This window comes from Blautia hominis (assembly GCA_002270465.1).
GTDB lineage: Bacteria > Bacillota > Clostridia > Lachnospirales > Lachnospiraceae > Blautia > Blautia hominis.
In genome coordinates this window covers 288,523-310,480 of sequence record NQOF01000005.1, presented here as the reverse complement: position 1 = coordinate 310,480, position 21,958 = coordinate 288,523, and the positions used below count along the sequence as shown (strand labels likewise).

General features: G+C 47.6%; 16 protein-coding genes and 1 other annotated feature. Of the genes, 15 read left to right on the top strand and 1 reads right to left on the bottom strand.

Going from position 1 to position 21,958, the window contains the following annotated elements; translation table 11 throughout:
- The first annotated feature begins 91 nt into the window (after positions 1–91).
- Positions 92–331: a hypothetical protein gene (locus tag CI595_RS17825; protein ID WP_095174980.1), complete on the top strand. Its 240-nt coding sequence runs from the start codon at positions 92–94 to the stop codon at positions 329–331.
- On the opposite strand, the gene CI595_RS17820 is transcribed toward CI595_RS17825, so the two are convergent.
- Positions 317–1,597, bottom strand: coding sequence for a glycosyl hydrolase family 18 protein (locus CI595_RS17820; RefSeq protein WP_095174979.1), 1,281 nt, complete (start codon positions 1,595–1,597; stop codon positions 317–319). The genes CI595_RS17825 and CI595_RS17820 overlap by 15 nt on opposite strands.
- Before the next feature lie 265 nt (positions 1,598–1,862).
- Here CI595_RS17820 and CI595_RS17815 point away from each other — a divergent pair, with 265 nt between their 5' ends.
- From CI595_RS17815 to rpoB, 14 genes are all read left to right on the top strand, one after another.
- Positions 1,863–6,749, top strand: a complete 4,887-nt coding sequence (locus CI595_RS17815; protein WP_147737742.1) for a carbohydrate binding domain-containing protein — start codon at positions 1,863–1,865, stop codon at positions 6,747–6,749.
- 51 nt (positions 6,750–6,800) lie between these two features.
- Complete coding sequence (locus CI595_RS17810; protein WP_095174977.1) at positions 6,801–7,826, top strand: peptidylprolyl isomerase; 1,026 nt, start codon at positions 6,801–6,803, stop codon at positions 7,824–7,826.
- Positions 7,827–8,004: 178 nt separating this feature from the next.
- The gene (locus CI595_RS17805) at positions 8,005–8,520 is read left to right on the top strand and encodes a hypothetical protein (protein WP_147737741.1); all 516 of its coding nucleotides are present in this window, start codon (positions 8,005–8,007) and stop codon (positions 8,518–8,520) included.
- Between the two features lie 39 nt (positions 8,521–8,559).
- On the top strand, positions 8,560–8,844 hold the full coding sequence (locus CI595_RS17800) for a hypothetical protein (RefSeq protein ID WP_095174975.1): 285 nt from the start codon (positions 8,560–8,562) through the stop codon (positions 8,842–8,844).
- A 12-nt stretch (positions 8,845–8,856) separates the two neighbouring features.
- Complete coding sequence (locus CI595_RS17795; protein ID WP_095174974.1) at positions 8,857–9,360, top strand: hypothetical protein; 504 nt, start codon at positions 8,857–8,859, stop codon at positions 9,358–9,360.
- 25 nt (positions 9,361–9,385) lie between these two features.
- Positions 9,386–9,910: a hypothetical protein gene (locus tag CI595_RS17790; protein ID WP_095174973.1), complete on the top strand. Its 525-nt coding sequence runs from the start codon at positions 9,386–9,388 to the stop codon at positions 9,908–9,910.
- Positions 9,911–9,966: 56 nt separating this feature from the next.
- Positions 9,967–10,107: a sequence feature (ribosomal protein L10 leader region), on the top strand.
- Between the two features lie 63 nt (positions 10,108–10,170).
- On the top strand, positions 10,171–10,671 hold the full coding sequence (rplJ, locus tag CI595_RS17785; RefSeq protein WP_095174972.1) for a 50S ribosomal protein L10: 501 nt from the start codon (positions 10,171–10,173) through the stop codon (positions 10,669–10,671).
- 69 nt (positions 10,672–10,740) lie between these two features.
- Positions 10,741–11,115, top strand: coding sequence for a 50S ribosomal protein L7/L12 (gene rplL, locus CI595_RS17780; protein WP_018596966.1), 375 nt, complete (start codon positions 10,741–10,743; stop codon positions 11,113–11,115).
- A gap of 332 nt (positions 11,116–11,447) precedes the next feature.
- Positions 11,448–11,954 carry a helix-turn-helix domain-containing protein gene (locus CI595_RS17775; protein ID WP_095174971.1) on the top strand — a complete coding sequence of 169 codons (507 nt, stop codon included), beginning with the start codon at positions 11,448–11,450 and terminating at the stop codon, positions 11,952–11,954.
- Between the two features lie 303 nt (positions 11,955–12,257).
- A complete protein-coding gene (locus CI595_RS17770) occupies positions 12,258–13,658 on the top strand; it encodes a Na+/H+ antiporter NhaC family protein (protein WP_408608207.1) in 1,401 nt (466 codons plus the stop codon).
- A 259-nt stretch (positions 13,659–13,917) separates the two neighbouring features.
- On the top strand, positions 13,918–15,087 hold the full coding sequence (locus CI595_RS17765) for an NAD(P)/FAD-dependent oxidoreductase (protein ID WP_095174970.1): 1,170 nt from the start codon (positions 13,918–13,920) through the stop codon (positions 15,085–15,087).
- Positions 15,088–15,295: 208 nt separating this feature from the next.
- Positions 15,296–17,104, top strand: coding sequence for an aryl-sulfate sulfotransferase (locus tag CI595_RS17760; protein ID WP_095174969.1), 1,809 nt, complete (start codon positions 15,296–15,298; stop codon positions 17,102–17,104).
- A 101-nt stretch (positions 17,105–17,205) separates the two neighbouring features.
- Positions 17,206–17,877 (top strand): Crp/Fnr family transcriptional regulator, encoded by a 672-nt coding sequence (locus tag CI595_RS17755; RefSeq protein ID WP_095174968.1) that lies wholly within the window; start codon positions 17,206–17,208, stop codon positions 17,875–17,877.
- A gap of 231 nt (positions 17,878–18,108) precedes the next feature.
- Complete coding sequence (gene rpoB / locus CI595_RS17745) at positions 18,109–21,951, top strand: DNA-directed RNA polymerase subunit beta (RefSeq protein WP_095174966.1); 3,843 nt, start codon at positions 18,109–18,111, stop codon at positions 21,949–21,951.
- The last annotated feature ends 7 nt before the right edge of the window (positions 21,952–21,958 follow it).

Genomic DNA, 21,958 nt, shown 5'->3' with positions numbered 1-21,958 from the left:
TGGGATGCACAGAAGTCTGATCCTCAGAATCGTGACCACATAACCATCATTATGTAGTCTTCACAGGATAATGAAAAAGGAGGTGCGGAGTTTGAAGGATAAATTACTGGACAGGCTGGCAAGAGAAAACGGCACAACAATGCTGTCGGACCTGCACGGCTGCATCAGCAGGATAAAGATCCATGACGCAGTGAGCAGGATTTCATCTCAAGAGTATCCACAGGAAGAGTGGGAGGAGGCAGCAGGGTATATACTGGGCAAAAAAACTCCGCACTTTAATAACGCCCAGGCAGCCCGCCAGTATCTGTGTGATCGTTTAAAAGGGGTCTGACAAGGAGAATTCTGTACAGAGGAGCAGCCAGTTCTGGCGGAAAGACCGCATGAGCTGCCAGTAATCAACTCTGGGAAACCCGAATTCTTTTACGAGCTGGAATTTGGCCAGGATACTGCGCACATCCTCAAACCATACAATATGGTCTGTGCCCCGGTCATTATATTCAAAGAAAGGGGCCTGTGATATTTCGTCATACTGTATGTCGGCATTATTGGCAGCAGCGATGGCCACAGCCTGCTGGTTTCCTATGGTTACGGCGGCTGTTTCTCCACGGACAAAGGGAAGAGGCCAGTCATATCCGTAGTTCGGTATGCCCATGGAAATCTTTTCAGGGGGGATTTCCGTCACCGCGTATTCTAAGACCTGCCTCACGGAGGGTATGGGAGCAACAGCCATGGGCGGACCGTAGGTGTAGCCCCATTCATACGTCATCAGCAGCACCGAGTTTGCCGCTTCCCCCAGAAGTCTGTAATCCACCCCCTCATACAGAAGTCCCGGCTGGTCCGCAGATACTTTGGGAGCCAGTGCCACGGAGACCGTGATTCCCACTGCGTTCATCCTCCGGGTCAGTCTCCGCACAAATTCCACATAAGCCAGCCGGTCCTCGGCTCTTATATACTCAAAATCCACATCTACTTCAGAATATCCTTTATTCTGTACCGTTCTCTGTATATTTTCCATGAGATTTTCCTGAACTTCCATATTCTGAGAGGCAATGGTGACCAGATTGCTGTTAAAGGTCCCTGCTTCTGTAAAGGGTGTCAGTACAAAGACAGCCTTGGTGCCGTATACCCTGGCTGCGTCCAGCAAAGGCTCATCATAAATGGGGATTAATTCGCCGGATTCTGTAAAGCCATAGGAAAAAATGGACAGATATCCCAGATAGGGAAGCGTTTCCCCTAACAGCCTCATATTGATAAAAGGATAAGCATAACCGTCCGCAGTTAAGGGTCTGTCTGACTGGTCCTTGTAACGGATGACCAGATACTGTCCCTGCCGGAGGAACGGCTGGCTGGTGAGGAAGGGATTATTCCGCACGATCTGCAGAGCGGGGACGCCGTACAGGTCCGCAATAGTGGGGATGGTCTCGCCCGGCGCGGTTTCATGGATCAGATCCGGCTGAAGAACAAGGAGGGCCTGGCCTACAACCAGGTGGTCCTGCTCACTTAGCTGGTTGTCAAAGGAAAGACGGCTTGGGGATACTGCGTACTGTGCAGCAATGTTGCTGAGGGTTTCACCTGGAGCCACAACATGTATGATCATAAAAATACCCTTTTCTTTTAGTTTATGTGAGGAACGGAAAATGTTTAATCAAAGGGTTTATTAAAGTTTTAGTCAAAATGGTTGAAAATGTTATAAATGGAGTCGAATATGAAAAAAATCGCAGCGGCTGTTGTGATACTATATAAAAAATGGGGTAAATCTCCGTATTTATAGTGCAAATGACGACAATGCCCGAAGGAGAGGAGGATGCAGGTTTTAAGAAGTGAATAAGAAATATTCTGAATTGAAGGAGGAAAAGGTCAAAATGATGAAAAAATGGAAATCAGGAATTTCCATGCTGATGGCAGCAGCCATGATTATGGGGAATATGACTTTGGCTGTGCCTGTCATGGCAGAACCGACTGCAGGTATGCTTGTAAACGGAGGATTTGAAGAAGATGATCTAAACGGCTGGACAAAAAACGGCTGGTGCACCGATGGCGGAGCCAGTATGGAGAGAGTTGGAAGTAATGTGATCCAGCCGGCAGAGGGCAGTTATTGTCTGAGAGAGGAAGCAAAAGGAAACGGGTCCCAGGTCACACAGGACATTGCCCTGACACCGGGGAAGGATTACTGGCTCACGGCCCAGATTTACCAGACTACCGCCAATTCCTATTCTATAGGATTCCATGAGAATGAAGGAAAGGGAAGCGACCCGCAGTTTGCCGTAAAGTCCCGCAGTGAAGTGGGCGAGTGGGTTCAAGTTGCCGTGCGCTTTACTATGTGGGAAAATGCCCAGAAGCCCAATGTCTATACATGGCTGAACGCAGGGGCAGGCACTGCATATGCAGACGATGTAAATCTGTATGAGGCACCTGATTTATCTGCACTTGAGGCAGCACTTGCGGATGCAGAGGAAAAACTGGGACAGACGGATATCTACACGGCTGAGTCACTGGGAGTGCTTCAGAATAAGGCAGAGGAATCCAGGACTTACACAGATATCTATTCTTACGATGCGGCCCAGAAGACACAGGAGGAAGTAAATTCCATTACGGGAGAACTGGAAGCCGCTGTTGCCGGCCTGGAGAAACAGCAGGGTCAGCAGGAGCAGACAAACCTTCTGGCAAACGGTGACTTTTCAGACGGACTCAACGGATGGGGAATCTGGCCGGAAAATGCTGAGATCACCATCCATGAGGAAGAGGGCGGCTTCTACAGTTCCTTTGACGCCGGCAAAGCGGCAAACGGAATCAACCGGAATGTGGACGGTCTGGAGCCAGAGGCTTGGTATAAACTCAGCGGAGAAGTATATGCTGACACTGCACAGGCCATTTCTATTGCCCAGAAAAAGCCTCAGACAGACAGTGGAGATAAGTCTTTTGCAGTAAATGCAAAAACAGGGGAGTGGGAGACCATATCCGTTACCTTCCAGATGCCTGCAGGCCAGACTTCCAAAAACATCAGTGTCTGGTTAGAGAAGGGAACCGCTAAAGCCAGGAATATCAGGCTTGTAAAAACAGACGGCCCGGAGAATCCGGACAATCCGGACAATCCGGGAGATGACTCCCTGATCACCAGCAGTGATACCTTCTATATAGATGCCGGGAACGGAGATGACGCTGCTACAGGAACCTCCCCGGAACAGGCATGGAAAACCTTTGAAAATGTAAAGCGGCTCCGCCTTCAGGCAGGCGGCAGACTCCTTTTAAAGGCCGGCTGTACATGGAACGGCGAGCAGCTTAAGCTTCAGGAGGCAGCAGGAACCCAGGACAACCCTGTTTATGTAGACAGATACGGGGAGGGCGCCAATCCTGTTATCAACGGCAATGGAAACCCATGGCAGACCAACAAAAACGCGCCGAAACAGGATGTGGCAGCAGTTCATATCTACAATTCCCAATACACCACTGTCCAGAACCTGGAAGTGACCAACACGGAAGCGGATGCAGCGGACCTTGTGAACGACAATGCCAAAAAGAAACAGAGCCAGTACCTGCTCACAGGTATCCTTGTGGAGAACCACGATGGGGGAGACCTTCCGGGCGTTGTTGTGAAGAATAATTATGTACATGATGTCAACGGTTACATGCAGGGTGGTGCCCAGAAGGGTTCAGGCGGTTTGATCGCCCTTGTGACAGGAGATAAGGTAGAGTCCAAATTCACAGATCTTACAATTGTCGGAAATAAGGTAGAAAATGTCTGCCACGAAGCCATTTATATGGAAAGCTCCTGGGCATCCAGAGTATTGGTAGGCGGCAGCGGCGCACAGGATGCGGGAAAAGGAAAATGGGTCGGATGGCCGAATGTATATGTGGCAGAGAACTATGTCTACGACGTGGCCGGTGACGGTATTGTGCTTATCAACGCAGACGGCGGTATCGCAGAGAAAAATCTTGTGGTGAAAAGTGCCAGTGAGGACTGGGACTACAGCAGAAATCCCGCCCATGCAGCAATCTGGATGTGGGACTGCAACAATGTGACCATGCAGTATAATGAAGCGGCCCATACAGAGAGTTATCAGGATGGTATGGCCTTTGACTTTGATTACGGCAATCAGAACGTAATGTACCAGTACAATTACAGCCACGACAACAAGGGCGGATTCTGGATGGCCTGCCCGGGACCTTATTATACGGTAAATGCGGTTGCCCGATACAATGTCAGTGTCAATGATGGTCTGTTTGACGGCGCGCGTATCATGCGTATCGGTGAGAAAGGCAGTATTGGCAACCAGGTCTACAACAACACCATTTACTGGGATCACGGATATAAGGTTAATGCTGTGGAACAGGCAACCTGGGGAACCGCGCCTTCCAGCGGTACAGATATCTACAACAATATTATCTGCGGAGACAGTGATACCTTTGTGAGTAATGAAGGAGTAAATTACAGCAATAACTGTATTTACGGCACTATTGCGGATGTGTATCCAAAGGATGAGGACGCAGGCGTTATCATTGCTGACCCGCAGTTTGAAAATCCTGAAAACTATACGGACGGAAGCTTTGCTGACGGAACGGTGACTCTGGGAAGCGCTGAAGGCTTTAAACTAAAATCAACATCACCCTGTATTGATGCGGGCAGCGATTACATGGACCCGCCCCAGGAATCTCTGAAAGCGGTGGAAAATGAACTGGTTCCTACGCAGATCACCATAGAAAACAAAGACTATGCCGGAAACCCTGCTCCGTACACAGATGGAGAGAACCGGGGGCTGGTAGATCTGGGGGCTTTTGAGTATCAGGGCAAGAGTACGGCTGAGAGGCCACAGGTGGACAAAACCTATCTGCAAGCTCTGACAGCCATGGCGGAGGCATATGATAAAAATGCTTATGATGCCGCCACATTTGCTGAGATGGAGAAGGCACTGTCAGCAGCCAAAACAGCCATGGACCGACCGCTTGCTACACAGGAGATGATCGACAGTTATGCCAAGAACCTGGAGCAGGCAATACAGGCATTGATCAGGAAGGATGACATTAAGGAGAACGATGCTGAGACGGCTGACAATATTCTGGAATCTTATAATCCGGAAAACAGTAATGGCGATTTTGAGTCCGGAGACGTGGGAGACTGGGGAGAGTGGCAGAGTACCGTATCTGTTGCAAAAGGGGATGCCCACAGCGGTGAGCATAGCCTGAAAGTTGACCAAAAAAATGCCGGAGAGACCGCATACTCTGAACTGGGCGGGATTCCCGTAACACCGAACACGGAATATATTCTGGAGGCATGGATCAAATGCAGTGCTTCGGACACCGGCAAGGTTGCCATTGAAGCAAAACATCACAAAGATATAACCGATTCAGGTGACATTAAGCTCGGAAATGCCCATCCGGAGTCTCTCACAAGAGCAGGAGAGTGGAGAAAAGCAAGCTTTGCATTCACTACCAAGGGTTACGACAAGATCAGTATCAGCATTAACAGTGACCTGGCAACAGTACAGATGGATGATGTAAAACTGTACGAGAGATATACCGTGACCAAAGAGAATTTGGATACATCTGCTCTGGATGAAGCTTTGGCCCTTGTTCCAAAGGAGGAGGAATCCTACTATACGGAAGAATCCTGGAACGCATACCAGGATGCTGTTCTGGCAGCCAAGCTTGAGAAAGTGAATGCGGACGCAACGCAGGATACGGTTAACAAAGCAGCGGAAACATTGAAAAAGGCCTATGAAGCTCTGGCAAAGAAGAGTGAGAAACCGGTGGTGGATAAAAAAGGTCTGCAGGAACTTTATGACTTGCATAAAGATGACGTGCAGGGGAACTTTACAGATAAGACCTGGGAAGATTTCCGAAATGCTTTGAAGAATGCAGAGACAGTTCTCGGAGATGAAACTGCGGACCAGGACAAAATAGAACAGGCAAAGAAACTGCTTGAAGATGCAATTGCAGCGCTGGAGGAGAAAACAGAAGGGAAGGCAGATAAGGCCGCTCTGGAGAAACTGTTTAACGCCCATAAAGATGACAAGCAGGGGAATTTTACGGACAAGACCTGGAAAGATTTCCAGGATGCGTTAAAGAATGCCGATGCTGTTCTGAAAGATGATACCGCGGACCAGAAAAAGGTAGACAAGGCAAAAGAGAACCTGGAAGCAGCCATTGCCGCTTTGAAGGAGAATCCTAAGTCTGAAACAGACAAAAGCGCTCTGGGAAAATTATACAATGCCCACAAAAATGACAAACAGAACAACTATACAGATGAAACCTGGAGAATCTTTGCCGACGCCCTGAAAAACGCGGAGACAATATTGAACGATGACTCCGCCACCCAGGAGGAGATCAACAAAGCGGCGTCCGATTTAAGTGCAGCACTATCGGGACTGAAGGAGAAAGGTGCGGACAAGAGCGCTCTGCAAAAACTTTATGACAAACATAAAGATGACAAGCAGGGAAGTTATACGGATGCCTCCTGGAAACAGTTCCAAAAAGCACTGGAAACGGCAGCATCGGTATTAGAAGACGACAAAGCATCGCAGTCTGAAGTGAACAAAGCAAAAGACAGCCTGGAAAAGGCAATTAAAAACCTGAAGAAAAAAACAGGTACACCGGGTACCACAAAGAAAAAGCCATCTTCCACATCAGGGACCAAGACGGCCAAGAGTGCCAAGACAGGTGATGAATCTCCGCTTGCACTTTTAGCAGGACTTCTGGTATTATCAGGAGGTACAGCAGTAATTTTAGGAAAGAAACGTAAATACCAAAAGTAAGTGGGAAGTATGGGGGCTGTTCTTGGCAGCCCCCATTTTCAGGAGTGACGAATGCGGAAAAAATATATTGTTGACGCTGTTTTTGCCATAGTCCTTTTGCTCCTGGCCGGGCTGGTTTTTTATATCAGGTTTCAGAAGCCGGAAGAACTGCGCACTGCAATGGAGATAAACGGGCAGGACGTGGCAAAAGAGGAATACCAGTCAGAGATAAAGCAGCTTCAGGCACAGGTAAAAAGCCGCTATTCCACAGATGAGGCAAACCGGAAAGATTTTTGGACAACCCCCATAGACGGTGAGACGCCACTGGCGGTTATCATGAACCTGGCAAAGGAAGACCTGATATACAAGAAGACACTTTCATCCATGGCTAAGGATAATGGGATACAGGCAGATATGGACTACAGTGCCATAAAATCCTCCATGGAGGAAGAAAATGCCTCCCGTTCAAAGAAAGGAACTTCCGGTGAGGTGACTTATGGCTTGTCCTCCTACACGGAAGAGTCCTATTACCAATATGCATATTCTGAACTGGAAGCTGAATTAATGGAGAAGCTGAAAAAAGAACAGACACTTTCCAAGGAGGAGCTGCAAACAGCCTACCGTGAACGACAGGATGAGTATCGCTATGATACAGGGGTGAAAATGCTTGTGGCGGAAACCAAAGCAGAGAACGCAGCAGAGCTTCAGGAGGCAGCAGAAGCCATAAGAGCAGAAAGCAGCCGGGAAGAACTTGAGGAGGATTATCCCCAAATCAGCTTTTATGAGCTGGAGATGAATAGTCTTGATACCCAGGAGGGAAAAAGCGGGGTCTACAGTATGCGCTGGATGCTGGCGTCATCCATGCAGAAGGGAGAAATAAGCGAACCCTTCACAGCAGGCGGAAATATCCTTATTATGAAATGTCTGGAAAGAGTGGAAAACGGGGTCTTGCCTTTTGAGCAGACAGAGGGAATCCTGAAGAGCCGAATCCAGACTGAGAGAGCGGAGCAGGCAATTCAGGAGCAGGTAAAAAAAGCGGAAATAAAAGAAAAAAGCAAAAAGCTGGAAGAAGCGGCCAAAGAGGTTCTTTTACAGTGACAAACATATGGAAGTATCCCGGAAAGTCCCATTTGTACAGGGCTGTTCCGGGATTTTTTGCGTTTCGTGAATAACAAACATTTAAGGCCGATTTTACTTTCCTTTGAAGACGAATCTTTGGTCACAGCAGTATACTTGTCCTGTAATCAATGATCACACTTTATTCCAAGGAGGAAACATGATGAGAAAAAGAATTACAACTGCTATATTAACAGCAGCTATGTGCATGGCAATGCCGCTGACTGCTTTTGCAGCAGAGGAGTCCACATCCCAGAACCAGGAGATCAGCGCCGTACTCACGGCTGACCCTTCTTACACAGTGACCATACCTGCTTCCGTTTCTATGGGAAATGAAGGTGCAGCGGTGGAGGTGACAGCCGAAAATGTGGAGAACCTTCCGGAGGGCAAAAAGATTTCCGTGACAATTGCAGGGACCAGTGCTTATAGAAACCAGATGGTCCTTGAGGGGGATACCTCACCGAATACCTCCATCCGCTACCAGATTATCAATGAAGCCGGGGAGACCATTGAGACAACAGGGGGCAAAGATGAGGCAAACGGCAGAGAAGTTGTGGCGTTTACCGGAAGTGAGACAAAGCAGTACACAGTCAAACCGGTGATCGCCGGAAGGTTTGAATATGGCGTGGCTTATACGGGAAGCATAACATTTGGGATTCAGCTTGCAGACAGTTAAAATACAGCCTTTGCCATGTGCAGCAGGAAAGGAATTAACATGATAAGAAAAGGTAAGCTGATGTTTATCCTTGCGCTCTCGGTACTGCTTGTGTGTGCACCGGTTCGTGTTTTGGCATCTTCTAGCAGTCTTCATCTCTACACGGAAAAGGATACGGAGAGTAAGGAAAAAGATACGGCAAAAACGTCCGCGGCGGCTGCTGCCAAAACGGGGGATGACAGACAGATATTGGTCCTGCTGCTGACCTGTGCGGCTGCGGGAGGTGCCGTGCTCTTATTGGTCCGGACCGGAGAAAAAGCGCAGGATCCTATTGAAAAAGATTAAAGGAAGAGGAATATGCAGAATAGAGGAAATACAAAAAAAGCAGTGTTTGCTGCAGTGGGGATCGGTCTGGCAGTGATCCTCGCGGTATCTTTTCTCCTATTTCACGGAAAGGACGCTCCGGATAACGGAAATGGCCGGGGACTTGTGGTTTCGGCCGACGCGTCCGACTGGGATAAGAACCTGGAGGACAGGTCAGGTGAGGCGTCAGGGATCAAAATACCGGGGTACGGAGAACTGACAATAGGTAAGGACGCAGGGGAATTTCAGATGAGTCTTGTGAATCCCGAAGGAAATCCCTGCTACTTTAAGTATACACTGGAGATACCGGAGATATCAAAGGTACTTTATGATTCGGATCTGATCGAGCCCGGCAAGGCCATAACAAAGTTTACGGTTGAGAATCTGCCGGAAAAGGGGGATTATGATCTATATATCAACATTAGTACATATTCTCTGGATGACAGTCTGGAATCTATGAACGGAGCGCAGGTGAAGACTATTCTGCATGTGGTGTAGTGTTTGGAAAGAGGAGGAGAAAGTCATGACAAGAGGGAAAAAAATAATGACAGCAGTTTTGACAGGGGCAATGTGCACTGCTTTTCCAATGGCAGCCCTGGCAGACAGCACATCTGTGACAAATCTCACATTATTTGAATCAGCGGAACCGGCCTACACCGTCACGGTCCCGGAGACGGTTGAGGTAGCGGCAAAAGGGAGCACAGACGTGAAGGTTACGGCTGAAGAGATAAAAAATCTGCCGGAGGATAAAAAGATATCGGTTACTCTGGCAAAAGGAAACGGTGTGTTCGGCAGACTGTACCTGACAGCCGAAGATCCGGAGAACCCGGAAGGAAAACAATTGACCCTGACCTTATACGTGACGGGAACCGACGGGGAACCCAAAATGGGGGCTTTGGAAAACCAGATCAAGGGAATGGAGCTGGCTGCATTTACAGAAAACGGAAGCCAGGATTACCAGCTCTCCGTAGCTCCAAGTCTGACCCCGGTAAAAGGCGCACAGTACAGCGGATACATTGTTTACGGTGTGGAATTGAAGGATAGATAAAATTTAATCAAGTTTTATGAAGAAAAAGCTTGACAATACTTGTCCTGCATGATATTTTAATACAGGAATAGCTGCCGAAGACAGCAGGTGCCGTTAGGCATAAGGATAAAACGCCTGCCGAGGAAAGATTCATTCTTGCAATTATTAGGATTGATGAAGCCTCTCTGTCTATGCAGAGAGGTTTTTTTCGTACTAATCGTTGAAGTACCTTTCGATATATGTGCAGCGCAGCCTAAAAAAATAAGGAGGTGCACTAATTCATGGCAAAAGTAGAACTCAAAAAACCGGTCGTAGACGAGATTGCCAACAGTATTAAAGATGCCGCATCCGTAGTGTTAGTAAGCTACAAAGGTATCACTGTTGAGCAGGATACAAAAATGCGTAAGGAATTAAGAGAAGCTGGTGTTACTTACAAAGTATACAAAAACACAATGATGAACTTTGCTTTCAAAGGAACTCCTTGTGAAGAGTTATGCCAGCATTTAGAGGGAACAAACGCTTTAGCAGTATGTATGGAAGATGCAACTGCTCCGGCAAGAATCCTTGCAAAATATGCAAAGGAAGTTCCGACTCTGGAATTAGTAGCAGGTGTTGTGGAAGACGCTTACTACGACAAGGCAGGAATCGAGGCACTTTCCAAAGTTCCTTCAAGAGAAGAACTGCTTGGAAAACTGCTTGGAAGTATCCAGTCTCCTATCACAAACTTTGCTCGTGTGCTTAACCAGATTGCTGAACAGCAGAGCGGTGCAGCAGCAGAGTAAGCTAATACACTGACAAAGTCAGATGTACTATCAAATGAAAATAAAACAAAAAATTGGAGGTAAATAAAAATGGCAAAATTAACAACAGCTGAATTTATTGAAGCGATCAAAGAGTTATCTGTATTAGAATTAAATGAATTAGTAAAAGCTTGCGAAGAAGAGTTCGGTGTATCCGCAGCAGCAGGCGTTGTAGTTGCAGCAGCAGGTGATGGTGCAGCAGCAGCAGAAGAGAAAGATGAGTTTGACGTAGAACTGACAGAAGTTGGTCCTAACAAAGTTAAAGTTATCAAAGTTGTTCGTGAAGTTACCGGCTTAGGCTTAAAAGAAGCTAAAGAAGTTGTTGACGGTGCTCCGAAAGTCCTCAAAGAGGCTGCTTCCAAAGCAGAGGCTGAAGAGATCAAAACAAAACTTGAAGGCGAAGGCGCTAAAGTTACACTTAAATAATTTAAGCGTAAATACTTTGTGTTTTCAAGGTAGATAAGGTATAATGAACATTCGTTACACACTTGTTTACACATCTTACAATAAAAATTATATTATTTTAGCCCCGGTATCTATATGGTACCGGGGTTTTTAATTAACGATGGCAGCATGTTCTGTGTTGCTGGAAATTTACAAAACAAAAGCAACCGGGGGAGCCGAAAGCCTCTGCAAAACTATTAAATTTTAGGATCGGACACGGTATGTCCGGTAGTAAAATACGGCATTTCTCACTCTGTGTCGTGTTATATGCAGCGTTCCCGGACTATACTAACGTTGAAAGGAGGAACAAGGAATTGGACCAGAAAAAGATAGGGAGTTTTTTTAAAATGCTCCGTAAAGAAAAAGGGCTTACCCAGGAGCAGTTAGCGGAACATTTTAATGTCACCGGAAGAACCGTTTCGCGATGGGAGACAGGGAACAATATGCCTGATTTGGATATCCTTGTGGAAATGGCAGATTATTATGATGTGGATCTGAGGGAACTGCTTGACGGAGAAAGGAAGAGTGAGAAGATGAATAAAGATTTAGAAGAAACTGTATTGAAGGTTGCGGATTATAGCAATGATGAGAAAATGAGGCTGATGAAAAAACTGCATATTTTCTCCTGGATTGGCGTATTGTGTTTTATAGTTTTTATAATTTTGGAGGGCATGGGTCTGGCCGAGAGCGGAGCCGCGGAAAATATTGCGTCACTCTGTGCCGGTATATCTTTCGGAATGCTTATCATAGCTGTGATCTATACAAGCAAATATATCTCAAAGATCAAATCGTTTAAAAAAAGAGTTTTTCAACACAGATAATTTAAATATGCATGATCACATCGTGAATGTGCAGGATACAGTGGGGATTCCCTCCGAGAGGGTGGAAGCCCTTGTTAAATAAAAGACCGATGGTACCAGGGGAAAAGAACCTGATGCTATGGGTCTTTTGTCAGTTATGTCAAAAAAACTGCGAGAACTTAAAAAAAATTGTGTAAGTGTTGGCGCGCGAACAGGTATAGTTTTCCAGGCGTGTTATACTTTTAACTATCTAAAGGAAACGGGGTGAGCAGCATAGGAACAGAAAAACCCAGGCTGGTTTTCTGGGGCAGCCAGGCATTTGCCATGATGCCGTTCGGGCTGTACATATTGATAGGCGGAATATTTTCAGTGGGGCTTCATTATTATTCAATGAAAGGGTTGATCTTCGCAGCGGTCATTTCCCTTCTGGCAGGTTTCTTTCTCTGCAGGAACAAAGGAAAATACTGGGACTCCATTGTTCACGGGCTGGCACAGTACGGGAATTCAAGGCTAATATTTATCTTCCTGATCATCGGCATATTTTCCAAACTGATGATGACCGGAAAGATTGGAGACGGGTTCATCTGGCTCAGCCTTCAACTGGGGATTACAAAGAGTGGGTTTGTGGTCTTCGCGTTTCTGGCTTCAGCCATAATCTCTATGGGGGCTGGGGCACCTATAGCGGCATTGTTTGCAGTGATTCCGATCTTTTATCCGCCCGGGATCCTTATGGGTGCCAATCCGGCCATGCTGAGCGGTGCACTGATCAGCGGTATTTTCTTCGGGGATGCGCTGTCTCCAAGCTCCCAGGTGATCAACACCACAGTGATGACACAGCATGAACAGGGAACGGGAAGGCCTGCACAGCTTCTTTCCACCCTGAGATCGAGGACACCTTATATTCTGGCAGCAGGGGCAGCCACAATGGTTCTGTATTTTATATTTGGAGCCGGGCAGGGAACCATGGGAGATATGGCGGAGCTGTCCAAGTTTTCCGATGTGAGAGGGCTATGGATGCTGGTTCCGGTTGCGGTGCTTCTCTTTATCTGTTTTAAGACGGGAAATCTGTTTGAAGGGCTTTCCTTTGCAATCGTCACAGGGCTTGTGGTCGGACTGCTTACCGGACTGTTCACATTCTCCGATATTGTGAGCATTGACTATGAGACAGCGGGCCTGAAGGGGATCATCTTTGAAGGGATTTACGGGATCATTGATGTGGCGGTATCCACCATCCTGCTTTATGGACTGATCGCCGTGGCGGTGGACGGTGGAATGCTGGAAAAATGCTGCAGTTATATTCTTTCCGGCAAATTTACCAGGACAAAACGGGGCGCCGAGGCAGTCCTGACCGCAGGGATAGTCATTATCAATATACTGCTGGCCGGATGTGTGCTGCCGTCCATCCTCATGTTCGGGGACATGGCAGACAGAATCGGGCAGGAAAGCGGTATCCCGCCGGAACGCAGGAGCATTCTTTTGACAGCGAACGCAACCAACTTCAGCGCGATCATACCTATTAACAGTGCGTTTGTTATGGGAAGTGTGACAATCATCAATGAGATGGTGCAGAACCACAGTTATCTGCCCACGGTGACGCCGTTTCAGATTTTCATCTGTTCCTTTTACTGCCTGATCTTAACTGCGATCTGTATCTTCTGGGTGGTTTCGGGAGTGGGCAGAGAATGCCGGGACAAAACCGGAAAAAAAGTAAAAGGCCGGATATAGGCAGAACAGCAGATAGAGAACCGGTTACAGAAAATGGGACATAAGAAACGAGATTAAGTCAAAGGTGTAAAAACAAAGAAATCAAACTAGGAAATCAAACGAAGAGATCAAACGTAGAGATTAAACATAGAGATTAAACAAAGAAATCAAACAAAGAGATCAAACGTAGAGATCAAACATAGAGATCAAACAAAGAGATCAAACAAAGAGATCAAACATAGAAACCGAGACATGGAAACCAAGAATAGGAGATGAACATATGGAATCAATTTATGATCTGGTCATCGTGGGCGGCGGTCCTGCCGGCCTTGCGGCGGCTATCTATGCAGGCAGATCCGAGAGAAAGACCCTTCTTCTGGAAAAGGGTAGTTATGGCGGGCGCATCAATGATACTTATGAGATCAGGAATTATCCGGGCACCATTGTGGACAGCGGCCAGCACCTCATGGAAAAGTTCAGGGAACATGCAGGCAGTTATCCCACTGTGGAACTGAAACGGACCACAGCCACTGGGATCAGCAAGGAGGAAAATCTTTTTGTGGTCAGCACAAAGCGGCGGGGGGACTTTAAGGCCCGCAGTGTGATCCTGGATCTGGGTACCCGCCCAAGGGAACTGGGTATTCCCGGGGAGAAAGAGTTTGTGGGACATGGAGTTGCTTACTGTGCCACCTGCGATGCGGAGTTCTTTAAAGGAAAAGAGATCTATGTACTGGGTGCCGGAGACCAGGCAGTGGAGGAAGCAGATTATCTGACAGGGTTTGCCTCCAAGGTCACTATTATTGTTCTGCATGAGAAAGGGCATCTGGACTGCAATGAGGTGTCGGCGGAACATGCTTATCAGAACCCTAAAATAGATTTTTGCTGGAGTTCCACCGTGCAAGAGATCAAGGGAAAAGATCATGTGGAATCTCTGGTGCTTAAAAATGTGGAAACCGGCCAGGTCCGGGAAGTAAGCGCAGCCGGTTTGTTCTTCTTTGTAGGTATGGTGCCTCAGACGGAGATGGTCCGGGAGATGGTGACCTGTGACAAGAGCGGCTACATTAAGGTAAATGATAAGATGGAGACCAGTGTTCCCGGGCTTTATGCAGTGGGAGACTGCACACAGACATTTTTGCGGCAGGTTGTCACTTCAGCGGCCAACGGCGCGGTGGCGGCAGTTGCCTCTGAGCGTTACGTGAAAGAACTGGGACAGATTGAAGGCATCTTAGGACCGGATTCCGGGAAGATCGCGTTTGTGTTCTATAATCCCTACAACAATGCTGATATCGAGGCGGTTTCCCAACTGGAACAGCAGTTAAAGGGAGAATGGAAGGTTTACCGCCAGGACATCACGCGGCAGAATCTTCTCTACCAGAATCTGAAGGTCCGGCGCACAGTGTCCACAGCATTTTATGAAAACGGAAAGCTGCTGGAAGTAAAAGAAAGGTAATTGCAAAAGATGTGTCCGATGATGCGGCACGGTTGTATAGATTAAATGAACTATTCAGTAGGTCTGCGCATTCACTGCGCTGGCCGTAAGAAAGTGTACCACGGCCAAGCAAAAATCCCATCGCCCAAGGCGATTTTGCATGGATTTTGCCTGTAACTGTGAGGGTACTGAACGTTACGATTAAATTAATTTTTGGAGGTAATAGATTATGGGTCAGCCATTAGTTTTTCCACACGGTGTCACTGTTTACAATCCTGAGAAATGCTGGAGCGGATATACCATTGTTCCGCTGATCAACGACGGCGTTCTGCTGTTCGACATGAACGGAAATGAGATCAGGCGCTGGAATATGCATGCCATGCCGCCTAAATTGCTTCCGGGCGGATATGTTATGGGGCTTTCCGGATACCGTCATCCGGATTACGGAATGCAGGACGGGGTAAACCTGATGGAGATCGACTATGACGGCAATATTGTCTGGGAGTTCGACCATTTTGAAAATATTGACGACCCGGGCAGAGACCACCGCTGGATGGCGCGCCAGCACCACGATTATCAGAGAGAGGGAAACCCTGTAGGGTATTATGTTCCGGGTATGGATGCAAAGCCTCTGGAAGGAAATACATTGATATTAGTGCATCAGACCATCAGAAATCCCAAGATTTCTGACAAAAAGCTCCTGGATGACGCAATGATCGAAGTGGACTGGGAGGGGAATATCCTCTGGAAATGGTCTATCAGTGAACATTTTGAGGAACTGGGCTTTGATGAGGCAGCCAAAAACGCACTGTTCCGTGATCCCAATATGCGTTCCTCAGACGGCGGTGTAGGAGATTACCTGCATGTAAACTGCATGAGCTACCTGGGTCCAAACAAATGGTACGATCTGGGCGACCAGAGATTTAAACCGGACAATATTATATTTGACTGCAGGGAAGCCAACATCCTGGCAATCCTTGACAAGGAGACCGGAAAGATCGTTTGGCGGATCGGTCCTGACTTTAACGCCACGCCGGAACTGAAAAAACTGGGCTGGATCATCGGACAGCATCATTTCCATATGATCCCAAAAGGACTTCCGGGAGAGGGCAACCTAATGGTATTTGACAACGGCGGCTGGGGCGGCTACGGTGTGCCGAACCCGTCAGCTCCTATTGGTGTCAAGAATGCCCTGCGTGATTACAGCCGTGTGCTGGAGTTTAACCCCGTGACCCTGGAGGTTGTCTGGAAACTTACCCCAAAGGAACTTGGCCATGCGGTTCCCACGGATGCCAGCAAATTCTACAGTCCCTACGTGAGCAGTGCCCAGCGTCTGCCAAACGGAAATACCATGGTTACAGAAGGTTCCGACGGACGTGTCATTGAGGTGACACCGGAGCATGAGATTGTGTGGGAGTGGATCTCTCCTTATTATACACACAATGAAAAAGGTCCGAAGAACAATATGATCTACAGGGCTTACCGTTATCCTTACAGCTACGTTCCCCAGGAACCTGTTCCGGTTGAGGTACCAATAGCCCCAATTGACAACATAACATACCGCGTGCCGGGAGCCGGAGCCTTCGGAGCGAAAAAAATCATTGATATTGAAGGAACTTTGCCGTATTATCAAGATGTGGCACTGTGTGTGGCCACAGACGATGAGGAAGATGTAACGCAGAGGGAGAAAGTCTTTGAGGTAAATAAAGACTTTTTCAAACCGGTGACCATGGCAAACTGGAATGATGATGTGCTGAAAGTCAAGGGCAAACCGGTCCTGGTGCTCTTCGGGGCAGAGCGCTGTGTACACTGCAAGGCACTCCATCCGGTTCTGGAGGAGGCCCTTCAGGAAGAATATGAGGGCATGTATGAAGTACGCTATGTGGATGTAGACGCCAACCAGGATCTGTTGGATGCGTGTCATATCGGAGGAATCCCCGTCGTTGCAATCTTTAAAAATGGGGAAGAGGTTCAGCGTTTCAATGGTGAGAAGGATTATGATGATCTGTGCGACATTTTGGACAGACCACTGGAGTAAATACATTAATAATAGAAGGAACGCAATGAGGAGCTGTTTTAGGCAGCCCCTCTTTGCGTTTCTTTTTTTAGATTTAAAGTTAAGGGTTGGGAGGGATTTATATGCACAAGTTTTTTGAGGAACCGAAAAAAAGCTGTCCGGTTCCCTTCGCGGACCTCTGTATGGGGAACTGCATGTACCGGCCGCGTATAAACTGTAAGACATACCAGAGATCAGAGCTGATCTGTCCCCAGGGGAGTAAGATCAACCATTTCGGGATCGTGCTGGATGGTATCCTGAAAGCAGTGGACCAGACCGTCAATGGGGATGAACTGTGCCATGCTTATTTTGAAAAGAATGATATTTTTCCGGAGCTGCTCTATTTTTCCGGAAAAAAATACTATACCTATTCCCTGGTAGCTGCCAAGAAGTCCACTGTGGCCTGGATTCCGGTGGAAGTCCTGGAGGAGATGCTGGAACGTGACAGCCTGCTGATGTATTCCCTTCTGCTCTATATATCCCGGCGCGGCCTGAAGGACCAGCTTTACCTTAACTGCCTGAATTATCAGACCATCCGGGAGCGCATCGCTTACTGGATCGTGGGAATGAATGACATTGTACCGGGGGAGACGGTGCACATGCCCTTGTCCCAGTCTATCCTGGCAAATATGCTCCATGTGAGCAGATCCTCTTTGAATCAGGAGCTGAAAATGATGGAAAGGGAAGGATATTTTAAGATCCGGGGGCAGGAAATGTATATCGAAAATGTGGAGAGACTGCAGGAAATGCTGTGAAATACAGGGGAAAAGCACAGGGACAGTATGCCCAGAAAGCGCAAAAATATTTTAACAAAAAATGGTTGACACGCTTGACAGGGTGTGTTATAGTGAGAAATGCACTATTATGGCAAGTTATGCCTGTCTCTCTATTTATGAATGAAATTAAACTTTGTAATTGGGAAACTTCCATTTGGAGGCTCAGGTATAAGCATAATAAAATTAAAACATACAAGGGGTGAAACGTCAATGGAGAAAAATAGAATCCGTCCCATTACAACCGGTAAGAGCATGAGAATGACCTACCAGCGCCAGAAAGAGGTACTGGAAATGCCGAACCTCATTGAAGTACAGAAAGACTCTTACCAGTGGTTTCTGGACGAAGGTCTAAAAGAAGTTTTTGAAGATATCTCTCCAATCGCCGATTACAGCGGTAAATTAAGCTTGGAATTTGTTGACTTTACTTTGTGTGAAGATGAGGTAAAATACTCCATCGAGGAATGCAAGGAGAGGGATGCTACTTTTGCAGCTCCTTTGAAAGTAAGGGTAAAATTATACAACAGAGAGAATGACGAAATCAGTGAACATGAAATCTTCATGGGTGATCTGCCGTTAATGACAGCAACCGGTACCTTCGTAATCAACGGCGCTGAGCGAGTTATTGTCAGCCAGCTTGTACGTTCTCCGGGCATTTACTACGCTATCGCTCATGATAAACTGGGCAAAACCCTTTATTCCTGTACCGTTATCCCGAACAGGGGTGCATGGCTGGAATATGAGACCGACTCCAATGACGTATTCTATGTACGTGTAGACAGAACTAGAAAAGTCCCTATTACAGTTTTGATTCGTGCGTTAGGTATTGGCACGAATGCAGAAATTATAGAGTTATTCGGTGAAGAACCGAAGATATTAGCCAGCTTTACAAAAGACACTGCTGAGAGTTATCAGGAAGGTCTTCTGGAGTTATACAAAAAAATCCGTCCGGGTGAGCCGCTGGCTGTGGAGAGCGCAGAGAGCCTGATCACCAGTATGTTCTTTGACCCAAGACGTTACGACCTGGCAAAAGTAGGCCGTTACAAATTCAACAAAAAGTTACTGCTGAGAAACCGTATCTCAGGCCATGTGCTGGCTGAGGAGGTTGTGGATACCACAACAGGTGAGATCATGGCAGAGGCCGGTACCGTTGTTTCAAAAGAACTGGCTGACCAGATCCAGAATGCAGCGGTTCCTTATGTGTGGATCCAGGGTGAAGAGCGTAACATGAAAGTCCTTTCCAGCATGATGGTGGATATCACCAACTATGTGGACGCAGATCCTGCCGAGATGGGAGTTACAGAACTGGTTTACTATCCTGTCCTGGCTAAGATCCTGGAGGAGAATGAGGATATTGAGGATATCAAGGATGCCATCCATCGTGAGATCCACGAGCTGATTCCAAAGCATATCACCAAAGAAGATATCCTTGCTTCCATTAACTATAACATGCATCTGGAATACGGTCTGGGCAATGATGATGATATCGACCATCTGGGCAACAGACGTATCCGTGCAGTAGGTGAACTGCTGCAGAACCAGTACAGGATCGGTCTTTCCAGACTGGAGAGAGTGGTTCGTGAGAGAATGACAACACAGGATATGGAGGGTATCTCTCCCCAGTCCCTGATCAATATCAAGCCGGTAACAGCAGCCGTGAAGGAATTCTTCGGTTCCTCCCAGCTGTCACAGTTCATGGATCAGAACAACCCTCTGGGTGAGCTGACCCATAAGAGACGTCTTTCCGCACTGGGCCCCGGCGGTCTGTCACGAGACCGTGCAGGTTTCGAGGTTCGAGATGTACATTACTCCCATTACGGAAGAATGTGCCCCATCGAGACTCCTGAGGGACCTAACATTGGTCTGATCAACTCCCTGGCATCCTATGCCAGGATCAACCAGTACGGTTTTGTGGAAGCACCGTACCGTAAGATTGACAAATCAGATCCTAAGAATCCGCGTGTTACAGATGAAGTTGTTTACATGACCGCAGATGAAGAGGACAATTACCACGTTGCGCAGGCCAATGAGCCGCTGGATGATGAAGGACACTTTATCCATAAGAACGTTTCCGGACGTTATCTGGATGAGACACAGGAATATGAACGTCATATGTTTGACTACATGGACGTATCTCCGAAGATGGTGTTCTCTGTTGCTACAGCCCTGATCCCCTTCCTGCAGAACGATGATGCCAACCGTGCGCTGATGGGATCCAACATGCAGCGTCAGGCCGTTCCGCTTCTCACCACAGAAGCGCCTGTTGTAGGAACCGGTATGGAAGTGAAGGCTGCCGTTGACTCCGGTGTCTGTGTAGTGGCAAAAAAAGCCGGCACCATCGAGTGCGCTGCGTCAAAAGAGATCGTTATGCGCAATGATGACGGTACAAAAGACACTTACCGCCTTACCAAGTTCATGAGAAGTAACCAGAGCAACTGCTATAACCAGAGGCCCATCGTGACCAAAGGGGAGCATGTAGAAGCAGGACAGGTGATCGCTGACGGTCCGTCCACCTCCAACGGTGAACTGGCTCTTGGCAAGAACCCCCTGATCGGTTTCATGACCTGGGAAGGTTACAATTATGAGGATGCCGTCCTGTTAAGCGAAAGACTGGTACAGGATGATGTCTATACTTCTGTGCATATTGAAGAATATGAGGCAGAAGCCAGAGATACAAAATTAGGACCTGAAGAGATCACACGTGATGTTCCGGGTGTAGGTGATGATGCCTTAAAAGACCTGGACGAGCGTGGGATCATCCGTATCGGTGCTGAGGTCCGCGCAGGTGATATCCTGGTCGGTAAAGTGACTCCTAAGGGAGAGACAGAGCTGACCGCGGAAGAGAGGCTGCTCCGTGCTATTTTCGGTGAGAAGGCCCGTGAAGTACGTGATACTTCCCTGAAGGTTCCTCACGGTGAGTACGGTATCGTTGTGGATGCAAAAGTATTTACAAGAGAGAACGGCGATGAGCTGTCCCCCGGTGTGAATCAGGCAGTCCGCATCTATATTGCCCAGAAGAGAAAGATCTCTGTAGGTGATAAGATGGCCGGCCGTCACGGTAACAAGGGTGTTGTGTCCCGTGTGCTTCCTGTTGAGGATATGCCGTTCCTTCCAAACGGACGTGCGCTGGACATCGTACTGAACCCTCTGGGTGTGCCTTCCCGTATGAACATCGGGCAGGTGCTGGAGATCCATCTGAGTCTTGCAGCAAAAGCCCTTGGATTCAATATTGCCACACCGGTATTTGACGGTGCCAACGAGAATGATATCCAGGATACTCTGGATCTTGCAAATGATTATGTGAATATGGAATGGGAAGACTTTGAGGCCAAGTATGAAGATACGCTGCGCCCGGAAGTTTTACAGTTCCTTTACGATAACAGAGCTCACAGAGAGCTGTGGAAAGGCGTGCCGATCTCCCGTGACGGTAAAGTAAGACTCCGTGACGGACGTACAGGTGAATATTTTGACAGCCCTGTAACCATCGGACACATGCACTACCTAAAGCTGCATCACCTGGTAGATGATAAGATCCACGCACGTTCCACAGGCCCATATTCCCTGGTAACACAGCAGCCTCTGGGTGGTAAAGCCCAGTTCGGCGGCCAGCGTTTCGGAGAGATGGAGGTTTGGGCACTGGAGGCTTATGGTGCTTCCTACACACTGCAGGAGATCCTGACAGTGAAATCCGATGATGTGATCGGACGTGTGAAAACTTATGAAGCGATTATCAAGGGCGACAATATTCCGGAGCCTGGTATTCCGGAGTCCTTCAAGGTACTTTTGAAGGAGCTGCAGTCCTTGGGTCTGGATGTCAGAGTCCTCAGAGAAGACATGACAGAAGTGGAAATCATGGAGAATATCGACTATGGCGAGACAGATATGCGCTCCATCATTGAAGGCGATTCCAAACACCGCGGCGAGGAAGAGTACGGTGACTACGGATTCTCAAAACAGGAATTCGAGGGCGAAGAATTAGTAGACGTGGAGGATGAGCCGGAAGAGGATGAAGAAGCATTCTTGAGCTTAGATGATGATACTCTTGTCGAGGAGTAAGGAAAGG

Excerpts from the sequence above, each read along its gene's own strand:
- CI595_RS17820 (WP_095174979.1), bottom strand. The coding sequence starts at position 1,597 with ATGATCATACATGTTGTGGCTCCAGGTGAAACCCTCAGCAACATTGCT.
- CI595_RS17765 (WP_095174970.1), top strand. The coding sequence starts at position 13,918 with ATGGAATCAATTTATGATCTGGTCATCGTGGGCGGCGGTCCTGCCGGC.
- CI595_RS17805 (WP_147737741.1), top strand. The coding sequence starts at position 8,005 with ATGATGAGAAAAAGAATTACAACTGCTATATTAACAGCAGCTATGTGC.
- CI595_RS17770 (WP_408608207.1), top strand. The coding sequence starts at position 12,258 with ATGATGCCGTTCGGGCTGTACATATTGATAGGCGGAATATTTTCAGTG.
- CI595_RS17755 (WP_095174968.1), top strand. The coding sequence starts at position 17,206 with ATGCACAAGTTTTTTGAGGAACCGAAAAAAAGCTGTCCGGTTCCCTTC.
- CI595_RS17815 (WP_147737742.1), top strand. The coding sequence starts at position 1,863 with ATGATGAAAAAATGGAAATCAGGAATTTCCATGCTGATGGCAGCAGCC.
- CI595_RS17795 (WP_095174974.1), top strand. The coding sequence starts at position 8,857 with ATGCAGAATAGAGGAAATACAAAAAAAGCAGTGTTTGCTGCAGTGGGG.
- CI595_RS17790 (WP_095174973.1), top strand. The coding sequence starts at position 9,386 with ATGACAAGAGGGAAAAAAATAATGACAGCAGTTTTGACAGGGGCAATG.
- rplL (WP_018596966.1), top strand. The coding sequence starts at position 10,741 with ATGGCAAAATTAACAACAGCTGAATTTATTGAAGCGATCAAAGAGTTA.
- CI595_RS17810 (WP_095174977.1), top strand. The coding sequence starts at position 6,801 with ATGCGGAAAAAATATATTGTTGACGCTGTTTTTGCCATAGTCCTTTTG.
- CI595_RS17800 (WP_095174975.1), top strand. The coding sequence starts at position 8,560 with ATGATAAGAAAAGGTAAGCTGATGTTTATCCTTGCGCTCTCGGTACTG.
- CI595_RS17760 (WP_095174969.1), top strand. The coding sequence starts at position 15,296 with ATGGGTCAGCCATTAGTTTTTCCACACGGTGTCACTGTTTACAATCCT.
- rpoB (WP_095174966.1), top strand. The coding sequence starts at position 18,109 with ATGGAGAAAAATAGAATCCGTCCCATTACAACCGGTAAGAGCATGAGA.
- rplJ (WP_095174972.1), top strand. The coding sequence starts at position 10,171 with ATGGCAAAAGTAGAACTCAAAAAACCGGTCGTAGACGAGATTGCCAAC.